Genomic DNA, 25,220 nt, shown 5'->3' on the forward strand with positions numbered 1-25,220 from the left:
CGCTACGACTGCTCGGTCGGGCTGACGACCGACTCGTCTCGACTGCGCTCTCGCCAGGCACGACGGAAGGCAATCGCGGCCTCGACCACCATCCACAGCGCCAGCACGAAGATCACCATGTCCAGCGGCGCGAGGAAGAACATCTGCATTGGATCATTCGACGCGACGAACTCCCCGAACTGCACGATCAGCGCCCACGAGGTCATCACCACGAGGAACGCCCACGGCACGAGGACCGCGATCGGGTTGCGGTTGCTCTTGGTCACCCACACCGCGATCACGGCCAACGCCAGGCCGGCGGTGAGCTGGTTGGTGGTGCCGAACAGCTGCCACAACGTTCCGAAGGCGAAGTCACCGGGCAGCAGCGCGATCGACAGCGGGATCAGGATGGCGACCACGGTCGCGGCGGTCAGGTTGCGGGCCAGCGGCTTGAACCGGACGAGTTCGGCGATGTCCTGGACGATGTAGCGCTGCAATCGCACCGCTGTGTCCAGACTGGTCGCCGCGAAGCTGATCACCACCAGCGAAGCGAAGATGGTCCCGATACCGGCAGGTACGCCGAGATTGCCTGCGAACTGGGCAACGCCGTCGACGAAATAGCCGGTGGCGCTGTCGGAGGCCATGTCGAAGTCGCTGTAGAGGCTGTTCCAATCCGCTGTCGTGGCGGCCACGCCCGCCGTGCAGGCGAGGATGGCACACAGGGCGAGCAGTCCTTCACCGGAGGAGGCGAGGTAGCCGACGTAGCGCGCGTCGGTCTCCTTGTCCAACTGCTTCGCGGTGGTGCCGGAGCCGACGAGGCTGTGGAACCCGGACACCGCACCACAGGCGATGGTGACGAACAGCAGCGGGAACCACGGTGGTGAGTCCGGGGGCACGTCGTTCACGGCTGGAGCGACGATGGTGTTCCACCCGATGACGATCCCGAGGATGATGACCGCCAGTGCCACCACCATCTGCATCTGGTTGATGTAGTCACGCGGCTGCAACAGCATCCACACCGGCAGTCGCGAGGTGAAGAACGTGTAGACGAAGATCAACAGGATCCACAGGGTCTCGGCGTCGAGACCGATCGCGTTCGCCACCGGGTCCACCGTGATGGGCCACGCCTGCCCGACCGGGATGCTCACGTAGACCAGCGCCATGGCGACCATCGCAGGCACGAGCGCCGTGGTGCGCTTGCGGTAGACGTACTGCCCCAACCCGATCGCGAACGGGATGGTGAGCAGCACCGGCAGCACCGCCTCGGGGTTCTCCGTGAACAGCTGTGCGATGACCACGGCGAACACGGCGTTGACCATCGTCAACAGGAAGAAGATGATCAGTAGGAACAGGGTGCGCGCGCGAGTCGTGATGATGTCGCTGGTCAGCGTGCCGATGCTGCGGGCCTTGTGGCGTACCGAGATCGCCAGTGAGCCGAAGTCGTGCACCCCGGCAGCGAAGATCGTGCCGAGCACCACCCACAACAGCGCTGGTCCCCACCCCCAGAACACCGCGGTCGCCGGGCCGACGATCGGCGCGGCGCCCGCCACCGAGATGAAGTGATGGCTGAAGACGATGTGCTTGTTCGTGGGCACGTAGTCCACACCGTCGTTGTACGTGTGGGCCGGAGTGACGAAGTCCGGGTCGAGCGCGTAGACGCGCTTGGCCAAATACGCCGAGTAGTAGCGGTAGGCCAGCGCGAGTGCCGCGATCGCGACTGCCAGCACGACGGCTGCGGGCATGGAATCCCTCGTGTCCCATTGCTGTGACCGAACCCCGGTTCGGCCTTCGGGGCATTGGGCCCTGCACAGCCGCAACGAGGGTCGGCTAAAGTTCGCCTGCGAACATAGCAACTCACGGCGCCGATACATAGGGTCATGCGGGACGAGATGATCACGGCTTGGTCGCGAGCCGTCACGGCCGAGATTCTGTGGCACACGGTGCGCGGTCCGCGCGGTATGCCCGTGGTGCCGCTGACCTGGCCGCAGGACCGCACACCGTGCGCTGCCGTCCCGCTGTCGCATCTCGACGACGTGGATTCCCTCCCCCACCGCGCCGCGTTCACGGTCCACACCGGCCACGGGCACCCGAAGACCCTGGTGGCCACCGGCCGCGTGGACCTCCACTGGGATCTCAGCGGTGCGGAGTTCGTCGACCACCTGCTCCCGCAGGAGCTGGCCAAGCACCCACCCACGCGGCTGCGCGCGGACAGTCTCATGGCCCGCCGGGAGAACTGGTGGTGGATTCCCCGGGCACTGGTCACCCTCCGCGACATCACCCGGGTCGACACCCTTCCTGCGCGCACGCACCCCGGCGACGCTCTGCTCGTACGTCAGCCGCACAGCGACGATCCGGAGGAACCGCGGACCACCGTGGTCACTGCTGCGCGCTGGCCCGAGCCGGGGCAGCAATCCGTAGAGCTCTGGCCCCGCGACGGTGCCGCACTCGCAGGCGAAGGTGAGGCCGCTTTCGTGCTGGGACATCGGTACAGCCCGGATTTCGAACGCTGGGAACGCTGGTACCGCAGCGGAACGGTCGACGGCGAGATCCTGCACGTCTGGTCCGGTGACGGCGCACCGCAACCGGGAGACGAGCACCCCGGAACCGCCGCACCGCTGAGTCTGCTCGACCGGTTGTCGCACCACCGCCGCGTGGCGAAAGCGTGCAAGGCCGGAATCACCACGGTGGAACGGCGGGAAAGCCGCTCGTAGACGCGACTCGTCTCGTCCCGGTGGCCGGGTCTGTCGACAGGCGGGAAGGTGTCCTCAGGTCGTCTCGGGCGCGAGCGGTCAGCACGCCGCGCACACCCACGAGCCAGGAGCGAACACCATGCCAGAGACCGTGTTCCGTGTGGATCAGTCCCAGTCGATGCGCGAGCAGGAGGTTCCCGGACACAACCGGTGGCATCCCGACATTCCGGCAGCCGTCTCGGTCCGGCCCGGCGACGTCTTCCGCATCGAATGCAAGGACTGGACCGACGGCCAGGTCGTCAACGACGACTCGGCGAACGACATCCGCGACATGGTCCTCGACCACAACCACATGCTCTCCGGGCCGATCCACGTCGAGGGCGCCGAGCCCGGTGACCTGCTGGTCGTGGACTACCTCGACCTCGGGGCCGCCCACAGCGGCGCCTCCGGTGTGGGTGACGAGCCCGGCGAGGGCTGGGGTTACACGGGAATCTTCGCCCAAAGCAACGGCGGCGGGTTCCTCACCGACCACTACCCCTCCGCAGGCAAGGCCGTCTGGGACTTCCACGGCAAGTACGCGACCTCTCGGCACCTGCCCGGCGTCAGGATCGCCTCCAACGTGCACGCGGGCCTGGCGGGCTGCGCCCCGTCGGCGGAACTGCTGGCCAAGTGGAATCGCCGAGAACAAGCACTGATCGACACCGACCCGCAGCGCGTGCCGCCACTGGCTCTGCCGCCGCTGGAGGACCACGCGCTGCTGGGCACCCTGAGCGGCGGCGAGCTCCAGCGCGCCGCCCGCGAAGCCGCGCGCACCGTGCCCCCGCGCGAGCACGGCGGCAATGTCGACATCAAGAATCTCTCCATCGGCTCCCGGGTGCTCTACCCGGTGTACGTCCCGGGTGCGAAGTTCTCGATCGGCGATCTGCACTTCGCGCAGGGCGACGGCGAGATCAGCTTCTGCGGCGCGGTCGAGATGGGCGGTTACGTCGACGTCCACGTGGACCTGATCAAAGACGGCGTGAACAAGTACAAGGCCACCACGCCGATCTTCCAGCCGGGCAGGCACGAGCCGCGCTACGACGAGTTCGTGTCGTTCATCGGCATCTCGGTCGACGAGGCGGGCGACCAGCACTACATGAACGCGACCGTCGCCTACAAACGCGCCTGCCTGCACGCGATCGACTACCTGACCCAGTTCGGCTACACCGGCGAACAGGCCTATCTCATCCTCTGCGCCGCGCCGATCGAGGGACGGGTCAGCGGCATCGTCGACATTCCCAACGCCTGCTGCTCGCTGTACCTGCCCACCGGCATCTTCGACGTCGACATCCGCCCGACCGGGGACGGGCCCACCACCGTCGACCGTGGACAGTGCGCCACGGCGAGCTGAACGCGAGCCCACCCTGAGCCGTTGGGCGGTCAACGAGGCTTTCGGCGGCACCGGAGCTCTTCGCGTGGGTGCGTGCCACGGGCAGTCCGGCCCGGATTGTCCGGCCGAGTCGGTCAGAACAGGTTCTCGTACCCGAGTGTCACGAGGTTGTCGCGGGAGGTCTTCAGGCAGTCGTACGGGTCCCGGCCGTACTGCTGGTCCTGCTCGATGAACAGGTACTCGGCGCCGGAAGCCAGTGACTCATCGACGATCTCGGTCCAGTCGAGGTTGCCCTCGCCGACCTCACCGAACTGCACCACCCCGGTGAAAGCCTGCATGAACGCGGCGCGGTCCCCGTTCTGCAGCGCCTCGAACGCGGCCGGTTCCAGCTCACCAACGCGGTAGTCCTTGAGATGCACGAGGTCCACCAGGCCCGCGTATCTCTGCAAGGTGCGGACGGGGTCCTTCCCGCCGCGCTGCACCCAGTGCACGTCGATCTCGAGGCGCATCGTGGGTGCTTCGGTCCGGATGATGTCGAGCAGGGTGCTGCCCCCGCGCTTCGCGAACTCGATGTGATGGTTGTGGTAATAGAGCGTGATGTCCTCGTCGGCGAGACGGGTGGAGACGTCCTCCGCCTGGCGACAGAACTCCAACAGCGCCTCGTGCGAGGCCATCGCCGGGAACGGCATCATGCCGATACGCAGCCGGGAGGAACCCAACTCCTTGGCGTCCTTGACGATCTTGCCGAAGTCCTCCAAGAGGGAATCGTTCGGCCCGCCACCCAGTCCGGCGGACAAGGCGCCGAAGTCGGTGCCGAGTTCGTCCTTGGCGCGGCGCATTTCGGCCACGTTCTCCGGGGTCATCGCGATCTGCGAGACCTCGACGGCGGAGAATCCCGAGTCCCGGAGGCGCCGGAGGACCTCGTACGGCCCTGTCTGCTCGACCTTGTCCTTCAGCATCATCATCTGGACACCGATCTTGGGCATGGGTACTCCTTTGTCCTCAGTAGAGGGTTCTCCCGGCCGGACGGGACAGTTCGTCGTGTCGTGTCAGCCGACGGTGGTCAGCCGGTTCTGGACGAGGTCGCTCTGGATGTAGACGTCTTTGAGGACGCGCAGCGACTTCATTGCTTCGCGCGGACTGATCCAGAACGACTCCTCATCGCCCAGCCGGGCGTAGAAGTCCCGGATGAGAACCTCGTGCGAGACGCCCCAGTAGGCGCGTCCGGTCGACGAGGCCCGGCGTTCCTTGACCGTCTCCACACGACCGTCGGCGTACGTGGTGGTGAGATCTCCCCGAATCGAGAGGGTGCCCCGCTCGGCGGTGATCTCGATCGTGACGGGAGCGTGCACCACGTTGGCGAGTGAGCCGTAGACGACGCTGCGAGACCCGCCTTCGTGGGCCAGCAGCATCTCGGCAGTGTCTTCGACCTCGATGAGGTCGCCGTACAGGCGTGTGGAGGCGTTGCCCTTGACGTCGACGACACCGCCGACGAGCCACTGCACCAGGTCGAGGGTGTGGATGACCTGGTTGATGAGCAGCCCACCGCCGGCGGTCTCCCACTTCCCCCGCCACGGTTTGCGCCGGTAGTAGTCGGGGGTGCGGGTCCACATCACCGTGGCGCTCGCGCCGAGCACGGCGCCCACCTCGCCGGAGTCGAGCAGCTGGCGGGCGGCCTGCGAGGTGGCGTTGTAGCGGTTCTGGAAGCACACACCGATGCGGGTGTCGGTGCGCTCAGCGGCCTCGACGAGACGCTCGGCCTCGCCGACGGTGTGCGCGAGCGGCTTCTCGACGAGCACGTGCACACCGGCGTCGAGGAGGTCCAGTGCCACGGGCACGTGCTGGTGGTGCGGGGTACAGACGTGGGCGACGTCGGGGCGGAGCTGCGACAGGAGGGTGCGGTGGTCGCCGAACCCGGGGACGCCGTACCGCTCGACGGCCGCCGCGAGAGCTGCCGGGTCGGTGTCGCACACGGCGATGAGTTCGCTGTCCTCCACCGCTCGGATGGCCGCGGCGTGGACACCCGAGACGTCACCGCATCCAATGATCGCTGCTGTCGTCACCGGTACTCCATCCCCTCGGACTTCAGGAGGTCGGTGAACGCCTGCCATGCCTCGGTGAACAGGTCCGGGCCGGAGAAGCCTCCGAGGCTGTGCGCCTTCGACAGGTGCGGTTCGAGTGAGAAATACCCGTCGAAACCGTCCCGGTGCAGCGCGCGGACGGTTTCCGCGATCTCGCCGTCACCACGGCCTGCGGCACACACCTCGCCGTCGGCCAGGTGGGCGTCCTTGATCTGGACGTATTCGAGGTGCGGACGAATGCTCGCGTAGCCCTCGGTGAAGGGCCGCACGCCTACCTGGACGAAGTTGGCGGCGTCCCACGCCGCGCGGAGGTTCGGTGACCCGACCGAGTCGAGGATGTCGACGCACCGGCGCGGGACGTCGCCGTAGATCTCCTTCTCGTTCTCGTGCAACAGGATCACCCCGCCCTCCTCCGCCACGTCGGCCACGGCGCGCATCCGGCGCAGCACCTCGTCGCGGTGGTCGTCCGGGTCGTCGCCGGGCCGGATGAAGAAGGAGAAGACACGGATGTACGGGGCGCCGAAGTGATGGGCGACGTCGACAGCGTGGCGGGCGCGGTCGAGGTGGACTGCGAAGTCCTCGTCGACGAAGATCTTCCCGATCGGGGACCCGATACTCGACACCGCCAGGCCGTGAGCGTCGAGGATCTCCTTCGCCCGGGAGAGCTGCTCGGCGTCCAGGTCGAGCACAGTGGTCTCCCATGCGCTGCGGAACTCGACGGAGGACATCCCGAGCTTCTCGACGAGGGCAGCCTGCTCGTCGAGGTCGGGGGAGATCTCGTCGGAGAATCCCGACAGTGTCCACATAGGGGTGCTCCTCACTCGGCCAGATCGACGGATCGTTCCGCCACCATGAGCGGTGAGCGACCGGTCGGACCATCGGTTGCCGTTTGTTGCCGCACCTGTGACAGCCGCGCCGGGTGCGGCAACATCTGGCAACCCGTGGTCGACCTCGAGACGCGCCCGCACAGTGAACAGCGCAACGGTGCCGCACGGCGGGCCCGTCCGCCCGTCCACGATGCGAAGGAGAACCGCCCATGTCCGGAAAGGTCAGGCTCGGGATCATCGGGTTCGGGGCCCAGGGGTCCATGTACGCCAAGTTCATCAAGGACGGCATGGTCCCGAACATGGAGATCGGCGCCATCGCCGAGATCGACTCCGAGACGCGGGCGGCGGCCACCGCGGAGTACGGCGTGCCCGTGCACGAGGACTACCAGTCCCTGCTGGCGAGCGGCGACGTGGATGCGGTCGTGACGACGGTGCCGCACTACCTGCACCCGGAGATCGGGATCGCCGCGCTGAACAGGGGCGTGCACGCGTTGGTGGAGAAACCGGCTGGGGTCTACACCAAGCAGGTCACCGAGCTCAACGAGTTCGCCGCCCAGCACCCCGAGCTGACGTTCGCGATCATGTTCAATCAGCGCAACAATCCGCTGTACCAGCGGATCAAACAGATCGTGGACGCCGGCGAGATCGGCAGGATCCGCCGGACGAACTGGATCATCACCACCTGGTGGCGTCCGCAGGGCTACTACGAGCAGTCCGCGTGGCGGGCCACCTGGGGCGGTGAGGGTGGCGGCGTGCTGGTCAACCAGGCGCCGCACCAGCTCGACCTGTGGCAGTGGATCTGCGGCGTCCCGAAGTCGGTCTACTCCAAAGTGGCGTACGGCTTTCGCCGGGACATCGCCGTGGAGGACGAGGTCACCGCCGTCGTCGACTACGGCGACGGCGCCACCGGCACGTTCGTCACCGCGGTCCACGACCTGACGGGAACCGACCGGCTGGAGATTCTGGGCGATGCGGGCAAGATCGTCGTCGACGGCTCCAAGTCCGCCACGGTCACCCGCTTGGTGAAGGACGAGCGGGAACTCTCGGACGGCATGGGCATGAGCGACGTGCGCAAGCTGTTCAAGGGCGAGATGGATCCGACCGCGCTCTACTCACAGGAGGTCGTCGAGTTCGACTCGGTCTGGGGTGCGCAGCATTCGGGCGTGCTCGAGAACTTCGCGGCGAACATCCTCGACGGCACCCCGCTGCTGGCGCCGGGCAGCGACGGCGTCAACGGCGTGCGGCTGGCCAACGCGATTCACTTGTCCAGCTGGCTCGGCCACGAGGTCCCGCTCGACTTCGACGAGAACGTCTACCTGGCCGAACTCAACAAGCGGATCCGCTCCGAGGGGACGTTTCCCGAGCGTGAGGCGATGCCCGGCGCCCGCTGACGTCGGTCACGACGCCCCGGCATCGCCCCACGCGGGCGGCGCCGGGGAATCGTGCGCGCGGACACCGAATCGGAACGAGGGAGTTCCGTTGGCACGTCGCGCGGCGCATGACGGCAAATGCGCGAAAGTCCTTTGAGGGCAACAAATGGCAACCGCTTCTCTCGCGACGTGGCACCTGTCACACATGATGACGCCCCGATTCGACTGAGGGGCGGCACCCGCCGGCACCGTTTCGTCCGTTCCCACACACCGGCGGCCGCGCAATGCAGAGCGGTGAAAGGGAAACCCCCATGAGCACGAACCACTTCGCGGATTCAGATTCCGGCACGACAAGCACCGGCAACGTCACGGTGGCCCCCGACGACGACAGCACCGCACCTCCCAAGGGCCGCGGCAAGGCAGTCGGGACGCTCGCGGTGGCGTACTCGGTCGACAACACCGAGAACAGTCTGATCAACACCTTTTTTCCGCTGATCCGCGACGCCTTCGGGCTCAGCCTCGGCGCCCTGGGAATTCTGGCCAGCCTCTCGCGCTTCGCCCGCATGATCGCCGGGCCTGCATGGGCCATGGCCGCCGACCGATTCGGTCGCAAGAAGGTGCTTTTCCTCGTCACCGGACTCTGGGGACTGTGGACCGCATCGGCCGGTCTCGCGCAGAACTTCACGATGCTGCTGGTCCTCTACGGCATCGGCGTCCTCGGCACCGTCGCTTCCGAGCCGATCATCTACGGCCTGCTCGGTGATCTCTTCCGGGACGAGCAACGTGGCCGTGCCTTCGGCACCGTCCGCGGTGTGGGAGCGCTCATCGCCATGGGCCTGGGGCCGGCGATCGCACTGTTCGCCAACGACCCCAACGGATGGCGTTACGGCATGTTCGTCATGGGCGGTCTGAGTGTGCTGTCCGGCTTCGGCATTCTGGCGTTCGTCCAGGAGCCGGAGCGCACCACCGCTGTCTCCGACGATCCGGATGTCGGTCGGTTCCGGATCGGGGATGCCGTCAAGCTGTTCAAGATCCCCACGATCGCCCTGCTCGCGGGAATGCTCCCGCTCGTGACCAGCCTCGTGCTGTACACGTTTCTCGTCACCTTCTTCGTCGACGCCCGTGGTTGGGAAGTCCCGTCCGCTGCGCTGCTGTTCGCCGTGTTCTCCGGCGGTATGGCGCTGTCCTCCATCGTCGGCGGATTCCTCGGCGACTGGTTCGTCCGGTGCTTCGGGCTCAAGGGCCGCGTCATGCTCATGCAGCTCTACCTGGTCGCAGCCGCCGTGGCCTCTGTCGTGGCACTGCAGATCGACTGGGGCCAAGGCTTGGTCGCCTACGTCGTGATGTTCCTCTTCGGCCTTGTCATGTCGATCGGTTTCTCCGCCTGCGTGTTCCCGATGGTCTCCACCGTGGCACCCAAGCAGCTTTCCGCCACGGCATTCGGCGTGCTGTTCTCGCTGATTCAGGGCGGACTGGCCGGTCTGATGACGCTGGCGATGGGCTACCTCGGCGAGGCGCTCGGTCTGACCCAGGTGATGTTCTACTTCGTGACCGTGCCCTACCTGCTCAACGCGGTGTACTGGTTCGTCTTCTACCGGACCTACCCCCAGGACGCCGCCAAACAGGACGAGCGCACGGCCGCCATCGACACGGGCACGTTCTGACCGACCTGTCGGCAGCACACGACGTCGCCGATCTGCATTCGGCCTGCTCGGCACACGGGGCTCAGCCGCTGCCCAGCCACCGTCCGGGAGTCCGGCACACCAACGGCCGGACCGCCGGACGGTGGATCCATCAACGCCGACCCCTGTCGTCCTCGGCGACGCTGGTCTCGTCGGACGCGTTGCCGGGCCCGTCGCGTTCAGCTCGGCGGATCCGTGCGATTTTCCATAGCACCACCACGAGAGCGGTGACCATGAGCACCAGCAGAACGGCGGTGTTCGACACTTCCGCGACGATCTGCTGCAGCCACGCCTGCATCGCGAACTGGCTGTCGACGTCACCGAGGCCACCCAGGTTCGCAGTCCCCTCGGTGAGCACGAACATCAGTCCGATCGCGACGAACACAAGGCCGGAGACGAGGTTGGTGGTGTGCAGGCGCAGCGGCCCGATGGCGACCTCCCGCCCGCGCAGCCACGCCCGTTTGCCGAGCTGGAACCGTTCCCAGAGCAGGGCCAGCAGGAACAGCGGAAAGGCCATCCCGAACGCGAACAGGGCGAGCAGGATCGCGCCGTAGAGCGGCTCGCCTCCGGCGGCCGACACGGTGAGCACGCTGCCGAGCAGCGGTCCGGCGCAGAACCCGGCCAACCCGTAGACCGTGCCGAGTGCGTACACCGACAGGCCGGAAGAGATCCGAATGCGGCCGGTCATCCGCTGCGCCGCGGCGAATCCGAAGCCCTTGCCGGAGATCTGCAGTAGCCCCAGGCCGATCAGCACCGCGCCGCTGACCAGGGTCACCGTTGTGCGGTGTTGGGTCAGCAGCGCGCCGAAGAGCCCGGCCGCGGCCCCGAGCGGGACCAGCGTGCTCGCCAGTCCGAGGTAGAAGACGGCGGTGCGGGCGACCAGCTTGCCGAGACCGTCGAAGGCGTAGGCGAAAAAGGACGGCAGCAGCATCGCCGCGCACGGGCTGAGCAGGGTCAGTAGTCCGCCGAGGAATGCGCCGAGCAGTCCGATCTCGTTCATTGCGCCGCGGCCTTGGCCTGCTCGATGGCGTTGACGAACTGGTCGAGTGGCTGGGCTCCGAGAATCGGATCGCCGTTGACCAGGAACGTCGGTGTGCTCGACACGCCGATCTGCGAGCCTTCCGTCGCGTCCGTGCGGATGGCCGACATCGTGGCGGGATTGTTCATGTCGGCCTCGAACTCGGCGAGGTCGGTGATCCCGACCTGCTGCGCGTAGTCGACGAGTTTCTCGCGCGGCAGCGACGGGTGCCCGCGTTCCGGCGCGTCTTGGTGGATCGCACCGAGGTAGTCCCAGAACTTGCCTTGCGCCGCCGCCGCGCGCCCGGCCTTGGCGGCTTCGAGCGACTCCTCGCCGAAGATCGGGAAGTCTCGCCACTCGATACGCAGGACCCCGGCGTCCACATAGCGTTGGATCAGTTCGGGCTCGATGTCGCGGGAGAACTTCGCGCAGTACGGGCACCGGAAGTCGGAGTAATTGAGCATGACGACCGGGGCGTCCGGCTTCCCGAGCGCCATCGGGTCGTCGGGCACGCGACGCGCCAGCTGCGCCAGCGGGTTCTCCTGCTGCGTCTCGGCCTGCTGCTGCGCCGCCTGGTTCGACCCGCCCTGTGCGGCCATCATGTATCCCAGCAGGAACACGACCGCGACGACGAGCACTCCCGCCATCACACTCAGCCATTTCTTCTGCACGCCCGTGCCGTCCACCGGTCACCACTCCTTCGCTCGGCCGCCACGAGCGTAACTACTACGATGCATAGTAGTCGACTGGGGCCCGAGAAGGTTGGTGAGATCTAGCCTGGGTAGCGCACCGGCCACCGGCGCGGGCGGTTCGCGCATGTGCAGGGACCGAGAATCGGGGCGGATCAGGTCTGCGAGGGCACGGTCACAGAACCTTGAGGGCGAAGCAGTACAGCAGAACCAAGCATGCTGCGGCACCGACCGCGACGATCGCAGGCGTGGCGGAAGCGAGTACGGCGGCCACGTATCTCGCCCGGTGCCGACCGAACGCAGGCGCGGCCTGCAGCCAGTGCAGCCGCAGCCGCACCGACTCCCGCGACATCGCCAGCGAGGTGGCCGGCGTCGCCTCACCGGTCACCGCGCACAGCGCCGCGCACACCGACCCCGCACCACAGTGCCGGGCTGCCCTGGCGTCCGCGGCGAGCTCGACGAGCAGCCGCACCGCAGGGGACGCGGCCCGAAACAGTGGCACAAACGGCAACGCCTTGGCGAGCGCCGTCACGAACAGGACCAGACCGTGGTGCCGTCCGGACAGGTGGGCGCGTTCGTGCGCGAGAACCGCGTCACGGACCTCGCCGTCGAGACGATCCACCCCGGTGGTCGCCACGATCGCGCCGCGTCGGCCGCCCATGCTGTAGGCCACCGGCACCGCCTGGTCCAGCCACAACACCGCCGAGTCCGGGTCCGCACGGGACAGCAGCCGCACCGAGGTCAGGTGGCGACGGCGTGTCGCAACGTCTTTCCGCACGAGCCCGACCGTCACGGTCAGCACCCGCAGCGCCGCCCCCGCCACGAGCGCCGCGCCGCACAACCGGGCGAGATACTCCCACGCCGCCGTGTCACCGTGCACCACGTTGATGCAGCTCTGCGCCATGCCGATGAGACCGTCGACGGACTCGTTGTGCGGGACCAGCAGCAACGACGCACCGGCGACCGCGGCCCCGATCGCCACCAACGGAGACGCAACCCATCCGGCCAGCGCGATACCGGGACGCACCCGTGGGTGCAGCAACGCCCGCAGATACACGGGACCGAACACGGCGACCACCATCGCTCCGACCAGCAACCCGATCGCGATCGTCATGGCGTTTCGTGTCCGTTCTCGAGAGCTCGCCGGAGAAGCTCCGACTCACGTTCGGACACCGAGGCGGCGAAGTGCAGCAGGACGGACTCGGCATCGCCGGACGAGTCGAGCACCTCGCGAAGCACGTGCGCCCCCGCCTCTTCCCGCGAGCGCACGGGCCAGTAACTGTAGGCACGTCCGGTGCGAGTGCGCCGCACCCAGCCCTTGTCGTGCAGGTGGTCGAGCACCGTCATGATCGTGGTGTAGGCGAACGCCCGCTCGCCGGCGAGTCGACCGAGCACGTCACGCACGCGGAGCTGCTCGTCAGCCGCCCACAGGACGTCCATCACCTTGAGTTCCAGCTCACCGAGCCCGAGCATCACACCTCCACCGCCCGCCAGCGTAGAAGAGAGTGCGCGGAGTGATCTGCGTTGGTGGTTCCGTGGATCTCGCCGAGGTGTTTCGGGAGCACCGGGGAGCAAACCTTCCGAGGGCCACACTCGCGGCACGAAGGCTGATGCCGGTGTGTGCGGTTCGCAGCGGATCACGCACCATCAGTGCCCCGCACTCCCCCGGAGTCAAGAACCGAAACGGAGCTGTTCGGGACGGGACAACTTTCGGCGTTGCGCAAGCGGCTCCGCAGCGCGAGACCGAGTAGCACCAACGACAGCACCGCGAGCACCGGCTGCAGCGGCTGGAACCAGGTCACCGCCCCACTCGCGCCCAGCGCCAGCACCACGAGCATGTTGCAAGTCGGACACCCGACCGCGAACCAGGCGAGCAAGACTGCCCCCAGAGTGGGCCGATGCTGCGCCGAGTCGGACCGCTTCACCTGCCCCCGCGGTGTCACGTACGTGCCGACGATCAACCCGAGCAGCACCGCCGAAGTGATCCACACCAGGTAGGCCCACCACGGGGTCGGGATCATCCGGACGAACACCGGATTGTCGATGATCGCGGTCGCCATCCCCATCAGCAGAGCCGTGCCGATCGCCGCCACGCCCGCTGCGCCCCACTGCCGCACCGTCCATGCGCGCACCACGCACCGCCCTTCTTCGCCCAGCAGACGCCGAAACAGCGTCCCGAAGCAGTTATATACTACGCGCTTTAGTAGTCATCATCGAGTCACGCCCGGACAGGGCTTGGGCGTGCGTGCATTACCTCGCCGACGCGGGTCCGGATGGCGCGTCGCGGCGCCGGGACAGGTGCGCGAGGTGGTGGGAGGTCGCCATCGAAATCCACTTGCTGGACGTGCCGACAGCAGGTGTCGGCGACGAACGGCAGTTGTGGATGTATCGGTCGCCCCAGGAGAAGTCGGCACCAGCGAACTCGGGGTGGTGTACGAGCTCATCCGCAACCTCGAGGAAGTGCTGCTCGGCCGCGCCGATCGGCGGTCTTCCACCTCGTCCTCGTCCCAGGATCCTGCGGGCGATGGACAACGTCCCGTCCGGGATCGTGTAGTGGAGGTACGGGTTCGGCCAGCCGTACCCCTTCGTGTCGGGTGGCGGCTCCGGGTGCACGACACCATAGTCCCCGTACCCGAGCTCGCGATCACAACCGTCGTTGACAGCTCGCCACAGGTGCACCTCAGGCCGTTCCCGTACGTGCGTCTCGTAGTTGACCCGCGTCGGCGGAGTCGATCCCGACAACACGCTGCCGGAGGCGAGTTCGTGGTGCTCGCCCACGGTGAGCGCCACGTCCACCAACTCCCCGACACGTCGCCCGTCGACATGGTCGACGAAACCTTCGTCGAGGACCAGGTGCACGTCTTGAGTACTGATGCGCAGGACGCTGGCGATTCGCTCAAGCTGACCGGTCAGGTGCCGCGCACGTTGCCTTGACGCCCTGCGGAACCGCACGGCGACGCGCCGCGGCTTGTGTTCGAGAAGCATCCGGACCCTGAACAACTCCCGCTCATCAGCCGCCGCGGCAACAACCGGGATGACAGTCGCACCGTCCGCCGCGGAGAAGATCTCGTTCTCGAGTTCCGCCTCGATCCTCTCCTCGAAGTGCTCCAGCGGTCCACGCGGAAGCTCGCCGAGTGAACTCGACGCACTCAGCCACGTCGTGTCGAGCTAGAGGGATCGCCCCGCACGAACAGCCTGAACCCCTGCCTGCACGACCTTCGCTGCTGTCGACCCCCCGGCTCTTGCACTGTTGAGTAGCTCAATCATCACGACAACATCGCCACCGGTGAACGGCGTGTTGAGCACGGCGTTCAACTCACCCAGCTTGCTCTTCACTGCCACGAGCGGCTGCGTCGCCGTCTCCCTCACCACCGAGCCCCCTCCAGCCGACCGCATTGGACGACATCATCGAGTGACGAGCGCTCCATCCGGGCGACGAGTCGGACCCGATCCCCGGGGGCACGCGCAACTTCTGGAGATTCCCAGCCCCGGAGCCGCATGATCCAGCAGCCGAACGGGTGTCCTTCGAGGACGGCCCGAACAACCCTGTTTCGTTCTCTCTCACTCCAGGGGTCAAGCCGCTATCGGGAGGACACGACGCGGTCTGGTCGATGGATGGTGTCCACGGCGGGTCACCATCCATCGACCGGCTCACCGATCTCCCATCCCGCTTTCGTCCATTCACTGCGACGTGGGAGTGGGACCCGTTTCACACCCGGAAGAATCTCCGCGATCGGCGTGACGTGGGCGGGCTGCTCGCTGATCCGGAGCGCATCAGCCGTCCTCGGCTGCCCAGCCGAGAATGCCGACGACGCGAAGCACCAGGAGACGGGTGAAGGGCTGATCACGGTACTGGGAGTTCCAGGGGACCCGCGAGCAAGTACTCGACGACCTCGCTGGTCTGCGCGCGCAGGGCGTGACCGAGGTCTTCTTGGACCTGAACTTCTCGCACCAAGTGGTTTCCCACAACGTCGGCGTGGCCCTCACGTACGCCGAGCGCGTGCTCGACGCGTTCGCCCCCACTCACACGCCTGGTGGTGTGTCCGCGTAGGGCGTGACCGTGGTGCTCGCGATGCGGGCCGGCCCACCCGAGCATTCGCGTCGACTGACGGCAGAAACACACCATCGCCGTCAGGGCACCTGCCAAACCGTGGTCGTGCCCGGTCCTCGCCTTTGGCAGGATGTTCGTTCGTGAGAGCGGTCGAGGCAACCGGTGGTGAGGGCGAACCCGTTTGGGAGCGCTACCTCGAGCCGTTCGTGCTCGTCGCGGCGGTGGCGTCGGTACCCGCTGTGTTCCTCGCTACGTTCGACGGCCCTTTCGCCGTCGTGGGCGTGGTACTGAACTGGCTGTCGATGATCGTGTTGACCGCGGAGTCAGCACTGCTGTTGTGGTCCAGTGCAGACAGGATGCGTTGGCTGCGGTCCCACTGGTGGCTGGTGGTCATCACGGTGGTGACGATCCCGGCGGTGATCTTCGCCATCGGCCCGGTGCAGGTACTGCGGCTGGTGCGCGTCGTCGCGGCGATTCAGCTGGTCCGGGTGACACGACTGGTCACGGTGGCGCGTGTGCTGCGCCGCCGACTACATCTCTACGGTCCGCGGTGGCACGCGGTTCGAGCCGGTTTGCTGTTGCTGGCGGTCGTGTTCCTGTCCGTGCTGCTCTCGGACCCGACCAGCACGAGTCGGAGGTTGCTCGGGTCGGCGATCGAGTCGATCGGTCCAGTCACCGTCGCGACGATCGGCCTCATCACCGTGCTGGTTCCCGTGATGACCTGGCTGCTGGTGCGCACGCTCCAGCGCCGTACGGACTACCGTTGCCCACGCCACGAGCACGGCCCAGCGGATGACGTTCCCCTCGAGGGCACGGATGAGCGGAAGTAGACGGCACGCCCGTCGCCGACCTCGCTGTCCCGCCTGCACCCGAGGCTCCGGCGCCTCGCCGGGGTATCCCCATCCGTCTCGTCTGAACAAGCCCTTCCATTCCGCAGCGCAGCATGATCACCATGGGCACTGCTGCCACAGTGCTGGCAGTGGATTTCCCAGACGTAGAGCGCGCTCGGCCACCGCCCAGCCCCGGCATGCCATGAGCGGCAACAGCAATCCGCTGGTTCACAGCACGAGGGCAGTCACGAGAGCACGGGTCGGCGCACCTCGCGGCAGTACGCCGGACGGCCATGTGCTCGACCACGGCAACCGCATCCGGATCGGGCTGTCCCGCCGCGTCACCCGGGCACTCACCGGCATCTGTGTCGGTGAGTGATCCAGTGCCGGATCACCTGCGGGTTGAACGGGCCGCGGGTTGCGGATAAGGCGTACTGTCGGCTCGCATGATCAGCATGATCGCGGGTAGGAACATGCTGCGCACTCACGCCCGAAGGCACTGGTGCTCCAAACGCTGCGGGGACCGCGTACGCGCCGCGCGCTCATACGCCCGCCGCAACCACGAGGGCTCCTGACGCGGACCGTCAGCGCTCGGCCGCGGCGACACGGCCTCTCGGCGTCGCCGCTGCCGTCGTGACGCCGAGACCGTTCGTCAGTCGGTGCTGGTCGGTGGGGTGCCGTACTCCTCGTCGGTGACGTGTCGGCCCCAGGTCACGGGCTTGCCTGACTCGTCGGTCTGTTGGATGGCGATGTGGACCATGAACCGGTTCGGTGCTGCGCCGTGCCAGTGGTGTTCCTCGGGCTCGAAGAACACGCGGTCGCCGGGGCGGATGATCTCGACCGGGCCGCCCTCCCGCTGACACAGACCCATGCCTTCGGTGACGAAGATCGTCTGCCCGTGTGGGTGGGTGTGCCAGGCGGTGCGTGCGCCGGGGCTGAAGTGCACGGCAGCGGCGGCGAAGGTCGAAGTACCGGCGGGAGCGGCGACCGCATCGATGTAGACATCGCCGGTGAAGTAGTCGGCGGGGCCCTTCTGAGTGTCGGTGCTGCTGCTTCGGGTGATCTGCATGAGGTACTCCCCTTTCGTCTGCCTGGACACCGGCCGGGCCGAGCGGGACCTCGCGGGCGTTGGCTGGGTAGGTCGCTCGCGTGTCAGTTGAGGGTCTTGAGTGTGGCGATGTCCTCGTCGGTGCGGTTGCCGTGGATCTCGATCGTGGAGAGTTCGGACTCGATCCTGTCGAACTCGTCGTCGGTCAGCTCCACGTCGGCGGCTGCGAGGTTCTCCTGGATGCGGTCGAGTGTGCGTGAGCCGGGGATGGGGACGATGAAGTCGTTCTTGTGCAGCATCCAGGCCAGGGAGATCTGCGCCGCGGTGGCGCCCTTTTCGCGCGCGACGGCGGTGAGCAGGTCCAGCAGCGGCTGGTTGGCGCGGATGTTGTCACTGTCGAAGCGGGTGATGACCCGGCGGACGTCGTCTCCGGTGTAGGAGTCTTCGGCGGTGACCGTGCCGGCCAGGAAGCCGCTGGCGAGCGGACTGAACGGCACGAAGCCGATGCCGAGTTCCGCGCAAGTGGGAATCACGTCGGCTTCGAACATGCGCTCCATGATCGAATACTCGCTCTGGACCGCGGCCAGCGGTGTGACCTCGTGTGCGCGGCGAATCTGCTCGGCGGTGGCCTGGGACTGTCCCCAGCCGAGGATCTTGCCTTCGGAGATCAATTCGTTCATCACACCGGCGACGTCCTCCACGGGAACCGAGTCGGAGACCCGGTGCTGGTAGTACAGCTCCACGTGGTCGGTTCCGAGGCGCGACAAGGATGCGTCGAGTTTGCCGCGAATCTCCTTGGCCGCCTCCGCGGGGGTTCTGGCGTCGCCGTGGTGGAATTTCGTGGCGATGACGACCCGATCGCGGACAGGGGCGAGCGCCCGGCCGACCAACTCCTCGTTGGCGCCTGCGCCGTAGGCCTCGGCGGTGTCGAAGAAGGTGCACCCGAGGTCGTAGGCCGTGTGCATCAGGTCGACGGCGTCGTCACCGGTGGCACCGGGACCGTAGCCGTGGCTGAAGCCCATCGCGCCCAGACCGACGGCGGAGACCTCGAGCGACCCGATGATCCTGGTCTTCATGGGTGATTCCTTTCTGACGCCGAGGTCACCCGCCCGGTGTGGCGACCTCGTGTGTGGTGCGGGACAAACCACGTGGCTGTCCCTGGTCGCCACAGGTCAGGGGGTCAGCAGGGCCTTGATCGCGCGGCGTTCGTCCATGGCCCGATAGGCCTCGGCCGTCTGTTCCAGGGGCAGGGTGAGGTCGAAGACCTTGCCGGGGTTGATCTCGCGGCGTGACAGAATTCATTTCTGGCCCCAGCATTGTCGGCAGCGCGAGCTCAGAGGCCGACCATCGCCATCCCGGCGGCGTTGTAGCGGTCGCCTTGAACACCGACGCGGGAAGCGAGCAGATCGAGGTCGGCGACCTCGTCGGCGGTCAACGGGACCTGGGTCGCGTCGGCGTTCTCGTCGATGCGACCGCGACGGCGGGTTCCGGGGATCGGAACGATCCACGGCTGCTGGGCCAGCAGCCAGGCCAATGCGATCTGGCTAGGCGTGCTCCCTTTTGCTTCGGCGAGGCTGCGAACGTAGCTCACCAATGCTTCGTTGACGTCGATGTTGTCCGCCGCGAACCGTGGGATCGTGTTGCGGATGTCACCGTCGGCGAACTCGGTCGACGTGCTCACGGTGCCGGTGAGGAATCCCTTACCGAGCGGGCTGAACGGCACGAAGCCGACCCCTAGCTCCGCGCAGGTCGGCAACACTTCCGGTTCGGGATCGCGAGTCCACAGTGAATACTCACTCTGCACAGCGGTTACCGGGTGGACGGCGTGAGCGCGGCGGATCGTTCCGGCACCGGCTTCGGAAAGCCCGAAGTGACGGACCTTGCCCGCGTCGACCAGCTCGCCCACCGCCCCGGCGACGTCCTCGATCGGGACCTCCGGGTCCACACGGTGCTGGTAGAACAGGTCGATCGTGTCGATCCGCAGCCTCAGCAGGGATTCGTCGGCCACGCGCCGGATCTGGTCGGGCCGCGAGTTGGTGCCGTTCATCCGGCCGTCCTCGATGTTCCAGCCGAACTTGGTGGCGATCACGACCTGATCCCGCACCGACGCGAGTGCTTCGCCGACGAGTTCCTCGTTGACGTAAGGTCCGTAGACCTCCGCGGTGTCGAAGAAAGTGATACCCGCTTGTTCGACCGCGTAGCGAATGACGCTGAGCATGTCGTCGCGGTCGCCGGGGTTGGGTCCGTAACTCTGCGACATGCCCATGCAGCCGAGACCGACCGCGGAGACCTCGAGTCCTTGACCGAGTGTGCGCTTGTGCATAGAAGTTCTCCTCATGCTTCGGGAATGTCGATGGCGAAGTTCGCGCGGGTGATGTCCTCCGGTTCCGGACCACCACGGATCCCGGTATCCAACGAGTCGATCGAAGCGAGCTGGTCGACGGTCAGGTCGAAGTCGAAAACCTGGAAGTTCTCCGCGATGCGCGCAGGCGTGACCGACTTCGGGATCACCTGCCGACCCTGCTGCAGATGCCAGCGCAGCATCACCTGCGCCGGGGTTTTTCCGTGCGCGGCCGCGATGTCGCCGATCACCGGGTCTTGCAGCGTGGAACCCTTCGAACCGTCACCGTAGAACGTGATGCCGCCGATCGGCGACCATGCCTGGTTGAGAATGCCGCGCTCGACGTCGTAGGCCATCAGCTCCGACTGGCGGAAGTACGGGTGCACCTCGATCTGGTCGACCGCAGGCACGAGTTCGGTCTCGGCCAACAGCCGGTCGAGGTGCTCGGGCATGAAGTTCGAGACCCCGACCGCGCGGACCTTGCCGTCGGCGTAAAGCTTCTCCAGCGCCCGATACGCCTGAACGGTCAGGGCGAACTCGCCCGGCAGTGCCTGGTGCAGGATCAACAGGTCGAGCTGCTCGACGCCGAGCTTGCCGACGGCCTTGTCGAAAGCGTGCAGCGTCTTCTCGTAGCCGTAGTCGGTGATCCAGACCTTGGTCTCCAAGAACACCTCGTCGCGAGACAGTCCCGACCGACGCAACGCCTCGCCGACCTCCCGCTCGTTGCCGTACGCCGCCGCAGTGTCGACGTGCCGATAGCCAACCCGCAGCGCTTCCTCCACCGCCGACGCCGTCGCCTCCGGCGCGGTCTGGAAGACGCCGAACCCGACCGCCGGCATCACCACATCGTTGTTCAGCGTGAACGTCGGAATCGTCATGACATCGACGCTAAGCGAGTGCCGACCCCTGTGGGAGTGCCTTCGGAGCCGGGTACTCCCATTCCCCCCAAGCGGGCGACGTTCTGTCGTGCCCGGGGTCCTCCGCTCCACAGTGCCCCGTACTCCTCGCACCCGGGGTACTGACCGTCCCTCCCACCTTCGCGTGCACGGCCTAGCCTGGAGGTATGGGCCAGAGCGACCACCGCACCGTAGTCCGCGAATTCCTCAGCTCGCGCCGGGCACGCATCACGCCCGAGCAGGCCGGGCTTCCTGCCTACGGCGGCAAGCGACGGGTCAAGGGGCTGCGCCGCGAAGAGGTCGCGATGCTCGCCGGTGTCTCCGTCGACTACTACGTGCGCATGGAACGCGGGAACCTCGCCGGGGCCTCCGAACCCGTGCTCGACGCCCTCTGTCGTGCCTTGCAGCTGAACGAGGCCGAACGTGACCACCTGTTCGATCTCGCCAGGGCTTCCGGGGAAGGCCCCAAGCGTCGTCGCACCCCGCCGACCAGTGTGCGCCCCACCGTGCAGCACGTACTCGACGCGATCACCGAGGCCCCTGCCTGGGTGCGCAACGCACGGCACGACATCGTCGCCATGAACCACCTCGCTCGGGCCCTGTACTCCCCTGTGCTCGAAGACCCGCGCCGCCCGGCCAACACCGCGCGGTTCGTCTACCTGAATCCGGCCGCCCAGAACTTCTTCGTTGACTGGAACAAGGTCGCCAACGACGCCGCGGCGATGCTGCGCCTGGAAGCCGGGCGCAGCCCGCACGACCAAGCCCTCATCGAACTCGTCGGCGAACTGTCCACCCAAAGCGACATCTTCCGCCAGCGTTGGGCCTCACACGACGTGCAATTCCACCGCAGCGGCCAAAACGCCTGCGCCACCCCGTCGTCGGCCAGCTCGACCTCAACTACGAGTCGATGGAACTGCCCTCCGAACCCGGCCTGGCACTCAACGTCTACACCGCACCCCCGGACAGCCCCACCGCCGACGCACTGAAGATGCTCGCCAGCTGGTCAGCCACCCAAGACCTGACCGAGAACACCCCGGCCTCACCTGCCAACGACGACAGCTGACCAGGTCTTGCTGCTGCGAGCCCCCACCGTTCGGGGCATGGGGTGGTGCTGGATGTGGTGACGGCGGAGTGGGGGCGGGCGCATGAGCGGACCGCGGGGCGGTTCGTGCGTTCGGAGCCGCGTGCGCGGGAGTACTGGGTGACCTCTTCTCGCCGGACAACATCGACAGCACCGGCAGGCGCTGGTGACATCCCAAGAGAACAACCTCAAGAGCGGGCAGCACGAGCCGGTCAAGAAGCGCACGGCGGACGAAGCGAGGCTTCGCAAGTTTCAGGACGCTATCGCGACTGGGATGGATCCAGCGGCGCTGGTCGAAGCGATCAACGAAGCCCGCTGCGGCCACGGCCGAGCTGGACGAAACTCCCGCATCGCCTGAGCTTACCGACGCCGATGTCTACGCCATGCGTGACTCACTCGGTGACATCGGACAAGCGCTGAACGGGGCCGACCAGTCGAGGCTGGAAGAACGCTATGCGGCCCTGCGGCTCGACATGGTCTACGAACCTGAAGCGCGGGCCGTGGAAGTCGAGGCAGGCTGGGTAAGGGTCGTAAGTGCATCCGAGGGGCGAGTTGCGCACTAACCACCCGGTTGCGGTTGTCGGGGCCGCGGTCGTGGGTTGACCGCTTTGGTGATCGGCAGTGACCGGCTTTGTGGGTGCCGGGACGAGCAGTCAGGGTTCGTACCCAGCGGTTGAAGAAACAGCCGGTGGGGTCCGGCTGGCCTCGTAGGCGGAGCCCTCTCTGTGCAGCACGAGACTGAAGGATAATGTTACTACATTTGTGGTAACATTATCGGTATGGATTCGGTTGGGATGCGGGAGTTGAGCCACCACACGAGTCGGTACATGGCCAGGGTCAAGGCCGGTCGGACTCTGGAGATCACCGAGCGTGGCAGGGTGGTTGCGGTGGTGAGCCCGGCGGGTCGTGTTGAAGAGCCTCGTGCGCCGCGGCCTCGAATCGGCGGGTATCGCAGCGGAGGAGCGCTCACTGCTGAGGAGATTGACACGGAGTTGGCCGAAGGATTCGGCGATGATGCTCGTCGTTGACACCAGTGGGGTGCTGGCGTCCAAGGATGAGGACCATCCGCAGCACTCCGCGGTCGCTGAGGTGTTACGCAGCGGCGGGGATGAGTTGTTGCTGTCCCCGTTTGTGTTGGCCGAATGTGACTACATGTTGGCAACTCGCCTTGGTGATGCGGCCGCGCGTGAGTTCCTCGGCGAGGTCGCCGACGGTGCCTTTGAACTTGCGGACTTCGACCCGGGCGATGTCGCCACAGCCAATGGTGTGATCGATCGTTACCAGGATCTGTCCATTGGGGCGGCGGATGCGTCGCTGGTCGTGATTGCCGCGCGCTATGAGACCACCCGCGTGCTGACCTTCGACCAGCGCCATTTCCGTGCGGTGGCGCCACTGTGGGGTGCCGCCAGCTTTACGATCCTTCCGTCTGACGACGAGCACGCGAGCTGAGGCGACTGCCTGCGCCGTTGCCGCACACACCGCGCCGTTTCCCTACCTGAGTGGGGCTTGTCGCCTACCGTGCTCAATCCGGCCGTTTCGGTTGTGAGTCGCGTCGCCACCTCGGCGGGCGAGCGTGGTCTGGGATCGGAGTCGGGCTGATTGAATGACGACATGGTCAGCGCCGAGGTGGAGCGGGTTCGCCGGTTGATCGATGGGTTGCGGCGGGATCGCCGTGCTCATCCACGGTACGGCCGCAGGGAGTATTCACAGCTGGCTCGAGAGGTCCATGCTGCGTGTGTGCAGCTGCTGGCTGTCGAACCAACAGCCGTGCCTGCGCTGAGCAGACGCGCGGTGGAGCGGGTCACCACGGCGTTAACCCATATGGATGACTCCTCCGGCGGTGTCGGTGCTGATTTGCATGCGTTGATGGAGGTGCACGCACAGGCGTGTTCCCTGGCTCCGCCCGATACGAAACGCCTCGCGGCCTGGCTGGCCAAGATTCGGCTTGATGGGCCGGGCTGGCCGGACTTTGAGCTGCGCGATTACGCGACCGCGCTGGGCGAGAACGGCCGTGCCGAGCTCGGCCACATCGTCGAGGAACGCGCGGCCACGGCCGAGGCGGATGTGTTCGGCAGCACGCCGTTCGAGATCCGTATCTTGCGTGAGCAGTTGGCCGAGGTGTCCGGCGACGTCGACTACTACGTCTCCGTCGTCGCTGCGGATCTGCGTACGGCCCGGCAGTTCCTCAAGATCGTCAACGCGTTGCGCGATGCCGACCGTGCCTGCGAGGCGGAACAATGGGCCTGTCGCGGGCTTGGCCAGCTTGGCAATCCGATCGAGATGGACCGGCTCCGGGACGTTTACGTCGAATTGCTGCTGGATCGTGGCGCCGAGGCGGAGGCGCTCGCCCTGCGGCAGCAGCTGTTCGACGAGCATCCAGTGCAGTCGCGGTACTTCGCGCTGCGTCGCACGGCCGAGCGCACCGACGACTGGCCGGGACTGCGTGCGGAGGCGCTGCAACGATTGCGTGATGCCGTTGCTGCCCGGTCGGCCTTTGTCGAGGAGTTGCTCGGCGTGCTGTTGGATGAACACGAGCACGCCGAGGCGTGGCAGGTCGCGGTTGCTCACGATGACGTGGTGAGCGAGTCACGTTGGAAACAGCTGATCGAATTGCGTCAGCCAATGCATCCCGCGGATGTCATCGAGCCCTGGAAGCGGTTGATCGAGCAGCGGCTGGCCATGACAAGCGACAAGTACCGCTACCGTCGCGCCATCACGATGCTCCGGCGGCTGTCCGAGGCGTACCGGGCCAGCGGCAATGACACCGGCTTCCAGCTCTACCTCGCGGATTTGCGACACCGGCACAAGCGCAAGACTTCGTTGCTGGCCAAGCTCGACAACGTCGAGCGCTGAGTACCACCGACGGTGAACGCCCCCCGTTCACCGTCGGCGTCCAGGGAGTTCGTGCCGTCACTCAGCGATCAAGGATGCCAGCCGCTAGCTAGGCGGCGGCGTGCCGGGTCCTCGCCGGTGAGGTGGCTGGGTCAGCCGGCGGGTGTGTGGTGTTCGAGGCGTTCGGCGAGCCAGACTTTGATCACGGATTGGCGGGTGACGCCGAGTCGGCGGGCTTCGCGATCGAGGGCGGCGATCATCCAGACAGGGAAGTCGACGTTGACGCGTCGTTGTTCCTCGCCCAGCCGGTGGACTTTCGCGACGTCGAGTGCTCCGGTGCCGTCCTCGCCGCGGTCGAACTTGTCGTCGAACTCGTCAGCCTTCATAGATGGCTACCTCCTCGACTCGGGAGCGGCGGACGGAGATGATCCGGATG

The 25,220-nt window shown here is 66.7% G+C and carries 26 protein-coding genes and 1 pseudogene; 11 read left to right on the forward strand and 16 right to left on the reverse strand.

What is annotated here, in order from left to right:
- Positions 1–2: 2 nt before the first annotated feature.
- Positions 3–1,721, reverse strand: coding sequence for a carbon starvation CstA family protein (locus tag GIY23_RS12070; RefSeq protein ID WP_154076750.1), 1,719 nt, complete (start codon positions 1,719–1,721; stop codon positions 3–5).
- Positions 1,722–1,856: 135 nt separating this feature from the next.
- Between GIY23_RS12070 and GIY23_RS12075 the strand changes: the two genes are divergently transcribed.
- Entirely contained in the window at positions 1,857–2,690 is an 834-nt protein-coding gene (locus GIY23_RS12075) for a hypothetical protein (protein WP_187351855.1), read from the forward strand.
- Positions 2,691–2,808: 118 nt separating this feature from the next.
- Positions 2,809–4,059 (forward strand): formamidase, encoded by a 1,251-nt coding sequence (gene fmdA, locus GIY23_RS12080; RefSeq protein WP_154076751.1) that lies wholly within the window; start codon positions 2,809–2,811, stop codon positions 4,057–4,059.
- Positions 4,060–4,172: 113 nt separating this feature from the next.
- Here fmdA and GIY23_RS12085 read toward each other — a convergent pair whose 3' ends face one another.
- From GIY23_RS12085 to GIY23_RS12095, 3 genes are all read right to left on the reverse strand, one after another.
- Positions 4,173–5,024, reverse strand: a complete 852-nt coding sequence (locus GIY23_RS12085; RefSeq protein WP_187351856.1) for a sugar phosphate isomerase/epimerase family protein — start codon at positions 5,022–5,024, stop codon at positions 4,173–4,175.
- Positions 5,025–5,087: 63 nt separating this feature from the next.
- A complete protein-coding gene (locus GIY23_RS12090) occupies positions 5,088–6,101 on the reverse strand; it encodes a Gfo/Idh/MocA family protein (protein WP_228717247.1) in 1,014 nt (337 codons plus the stop codon).
- Positions 6,098–6,925: a sugar phosphate isomerase/epimerase family protein gene (locus tag GIY23_RS12095; RefSeq protein ID WP_154076753.1), complete on the reverse strand. Its 828-nt coding sequence runs from the start codon at positions 6,923–6,925 to the stop codon at positions 6,098–6,100. The genes GIY23_RS12090 and GIY23_RS12095 overlap by 4 nt, the downstream gene beginning before the upstream one ends.
- Positions 6,926–7,155: 230 nt before the next feature.
- Here GIY23_RS12095 and GIY23_RS12100 point away from each other — a divergent pair, with 230 nt between their 5' ends.
- Positions 7,156–8,337 carry a Gfo/Idh/MocA family protein gene (locus GIY23_RS12100; RefSeq protein ID WP_154076754.1) on the forward strand — a complete coding sequence of 394 codons (1,182 nt, stop codon included), beginning with the start codon at positions 7,156–7,158 and terminating at the stop codon, positions 8,335–8,337.
- Positions 8,338–8,627: 290 nt separating this feature from the next.
- On the forward strand, positions 8,628–9,980 hold the full coding sequence (locus GIY23_RS12105) for an MFS transporter (RefSeq protein ID WP_187351857.1): 1,353 nt from the start codon (positions 8,628–8,630) through the stop codon (positions 9,978–9,980).
- Positions 9,981–10,110: 130 nt separating this feature from the next.
- On the opposite strand, the gene GIY23_RS12110 is transcribed toward GIY23_RS12105, so the two are convergent.
- From GIY23_RS12110 to GIY23_RS12140, 7 genes are all read right to left on the reverse strand, one after another.
- Complete coding sequence (locus GIY23_RS12110; protein ID WP_154076756.1) at positions 10,111–10,998, reverse strand: cytochrome c biogenesis CcdA family protein; 888 nt, start codon at positions 10,996–10,998, stop codon at positions 10,111–10,113.
- A complete protein-coding gene (locus GIY23_RS12115; RefSeq protein WP_228717248.1) occupies positions 10,995–11,702 on the reverse strand; it encodes a DsbA family protein in 708 nt (235 codons plus the stop codon). The genes GIY23_RS12110 and GIY23_RS12115 overlap by 4 nt, the downstream gene beginning before the upstream one ends.
- 178 nt (positions 11,703–11,880) lie before the next feature.
- Positions 11,881–12,819, reverse strand: coding sequence for a M56 family metallopeptidase (locus GIY23_RS12120; protein ID WP_154076757.1), 939 nt, complete (start codon positions 12,817–12,819; stop codon positions 11,881–11,883).
- Positions 12,816–13,178 carry a BlaI/MecI/CopY family transcriptional regulator gene (locus GIY23_RS12125; RefSeq protein WP_154076758.1) on the reverse strand — a complete coding sequence of 121 codons (363 nt, stop codon included), beginning with the start codon at positions 13,176–13,178 and terminating at the stop codon, positions 12,816–12,818. Before GIY23_RS12125 ends, GIY23_RS12120 begins: the two co-directional genes overlap by 4 nt.
- A 164-nt stretch (positions 13,179–13,342) precedes the next feature.
- Positions 13,343–13,840: a hypothetical protein gene (locus GIY23_RS12130; RefSeq protein ID WP_222850137.1), complete on the reverse strand. Its 498-nt coding sequence runs from the start codon at positions 13,838–13,840 to the stop codon at positions 13,343–13,345.
- A gap of 115 nt (positions 13,841–13,955) precedes the next feature.
- On the reverse strand, positions 13,956–14,858 hold the full coding sequence (locus GIY23_RS12135; RefSeq protein WP_154076759.1) for a beta family protein: 903 nt from the start codon (positions 14,856–14,858) through the stop codon (positions 13,956–13,958).
- A gap of 691 nt (positions 14,859–15,549) precedes the next feature.
- Positions 15,550–15,732, reverse strand: coding sequence for a hypothetical protein (locus tag GIY23_RS12140; protein ID WP_154076760.1), 183 nt, complete (start codon positions 15,730–15,732; stop codon positions 15,550–15,552).
- Positions 15,733–15,896: 164 nt separating this feature from the next.
- Here GIY23_RS12140 and GIY23_RS12145 point away from each other — a divergent pair, with 164 nt between their 5' ends.
- Together GIY23_RS12145 and GIY23_RS12150 are read left to right on the forward strand one after the other, a co-directional pair.
- Positions 15,897–16,586: a hypothetical protein gene (locus GIY23_RS12145; RefSeq protein ID WP_154076761.1), complete on the forward strand. Its 690-nt coding sequence runs from the start codon at positions 15,897–15,899 to the stop codon at positions 16,584–16,586.
- Positions 16,587–16,788: 202 nt separating this feature from the next.
- On the forward strand, positions 16,789–16,965 hold the full coding sequence (locus tag GIY23_RS12150; RefSeq protein ID WP_154076762.1) for a hypothetical protein: 177 nt from the start codon (positions 16,789–16,791) through the stop codon (positions 16,963–16,965).
- Positions 16,966–17,238: 273 nt separating this feature from the next.
- Here GIY23_RS12150 and GIY23_RS12155 read toward each other — a convergent pair whose 3' ends face one another.
- The 4 genes from GIY23_RS12155 to GIY23_RS12175 form a co-directional block, all read right to left on the reverse strand.
- Entirely contained in the window at positions 17,239–17,655 is a 417-nt protein-coding gene (locus GIY23_RS12155; RefSeq protein WP_154076763.1) for a (R)-mandelonitrile lyase, read from the reverse strand.
- Between the two features lie 83 nt (positions 17,656–17,738).
- Positions 17,739–18,710 carry an aldo/keto reductase gene (locus tag GIY23_RS12160; protein WP_154076764.1) on the reverse strand — a complete coding sequence of 324 codons (972 nt, stop codon included), beginning with the start codon at positions 18,708–18,710 and terminating at the stop codon, positions 17,739–17,741.
- Between the two features lie 257 nt (positions 18,711–18,967).
- On the reverse strand, positions 18,968–19,957 hold the full coding sequence (locus GIY23_RS12170) for an aldo/keto reductase (protein ID WP_154076765.1): 990 nt from the start codon (positions 19,955–19,957) through the stop codon (positions 18,968–18,970).
- Between the two features lie 11 nt (positions 19,958–19,968).
- Complete coding sequence (locus GIY23_RS12175) at positions 19,969–20,853, reverse strand: aldo/keto reductase (RefSeq protein ID WP_154076766.1); 885 nt, start codon at positions 20,851–20,853, stop codon at positions 19,969–19,971.
- 185 nt (positions 20,854–21,038) lie between these two features.
- Here GIY23_RS12175 and GIY23_RS12180 point away from each other — a divergent pair.
- From GIY23_RS12180 to GIY23_RS12200, 5 genes and pseudogenes are all read left to right on the forward strand, one after another.
- A pseudogene (locus GIY23_RS12180) lies at positions 21,039–21,934 on the forward strand (helix-turn-helix transcriptional regulator).
- Positions 21,935–22,118: 184 nt separating this feature from the next.
- Positions 22,119–22,310 (forward strand): hypothetical protein, encoded by a 192-nt coding sequence (locus GIY23_RS12185; RefSeq protein ID WP_154076767.1) that lies wholly within the window; start codon positions 22,119–22,121, stop codon positions 22,308–22,310.
- A gap of 436 nt (positions 22,311–22,746) precedes the next feature.
- Positions 22,747–22,980, forward strand: a complete 234-nt coding sequence (locus GIY23_RS23420; protein ID WP_407646874.1) for a type II toxin-antitoxin system Phd/YefM family antitoxin — start codon at positions 22,747–22,749, stop codon at positions 22,978–22,980.
- Positions 22,964–23,401: a PIN domain-containing protein gene (locus GIY23_RS12195; RefSeq protein ID WP_154076769.1), complete on the forward strand. Its 438-nt coding sequence runs from the start codon at positions 22,964–22,966 to the stop codon at positions 23,399–23,401. Before GIY23_RS23420 ends, GIY23_RS12195 begins: the two co-directional genes overlap by 17 nt.
- A 288-nt stretch (positions 23,402–23,689) precedes the next feature.
- Positions 23,690–24,805, forward strand: coding sequence for a hypothetical protein (locus GIY23_RS12200; RefSeq protein ID WP_154076770.1), 1,116 nt, complete (start codon positions 23,690–23,692; stop codon positions 24,803–24,805).
- A gap of 131 nt (positions 24,806–24,936) precedes the next feature.
- Here GIY23_RS12200 and brnA read toward each other — a convergent pair whose 3' ends face one another.
- Positions 24,937–25,170, reverse strand: a complete 234-nt coding sequence (gene brnA, locus GIY23_RS12205; protein ID WP_154076771.1) for a type II toxin-antitoxin system BrnA family antitoxin — start codon at positions 25,168–25,170, stop codon at positions 24,937–24,939.
- Positions 25,171–25,220 lie beyond the last annotated feature (50 nt).

The organism is Allosaccharopolyspora coralli (genome assembly GCF_009664835.1).
Taxonomy (GTDB): Bacteria; Actinomycetota; Actinomycetes; order Mycobacteriales; family Pseudonocardiaceae; genus Allosaccharopolyspora; species Allosaccharopolyspora coralli.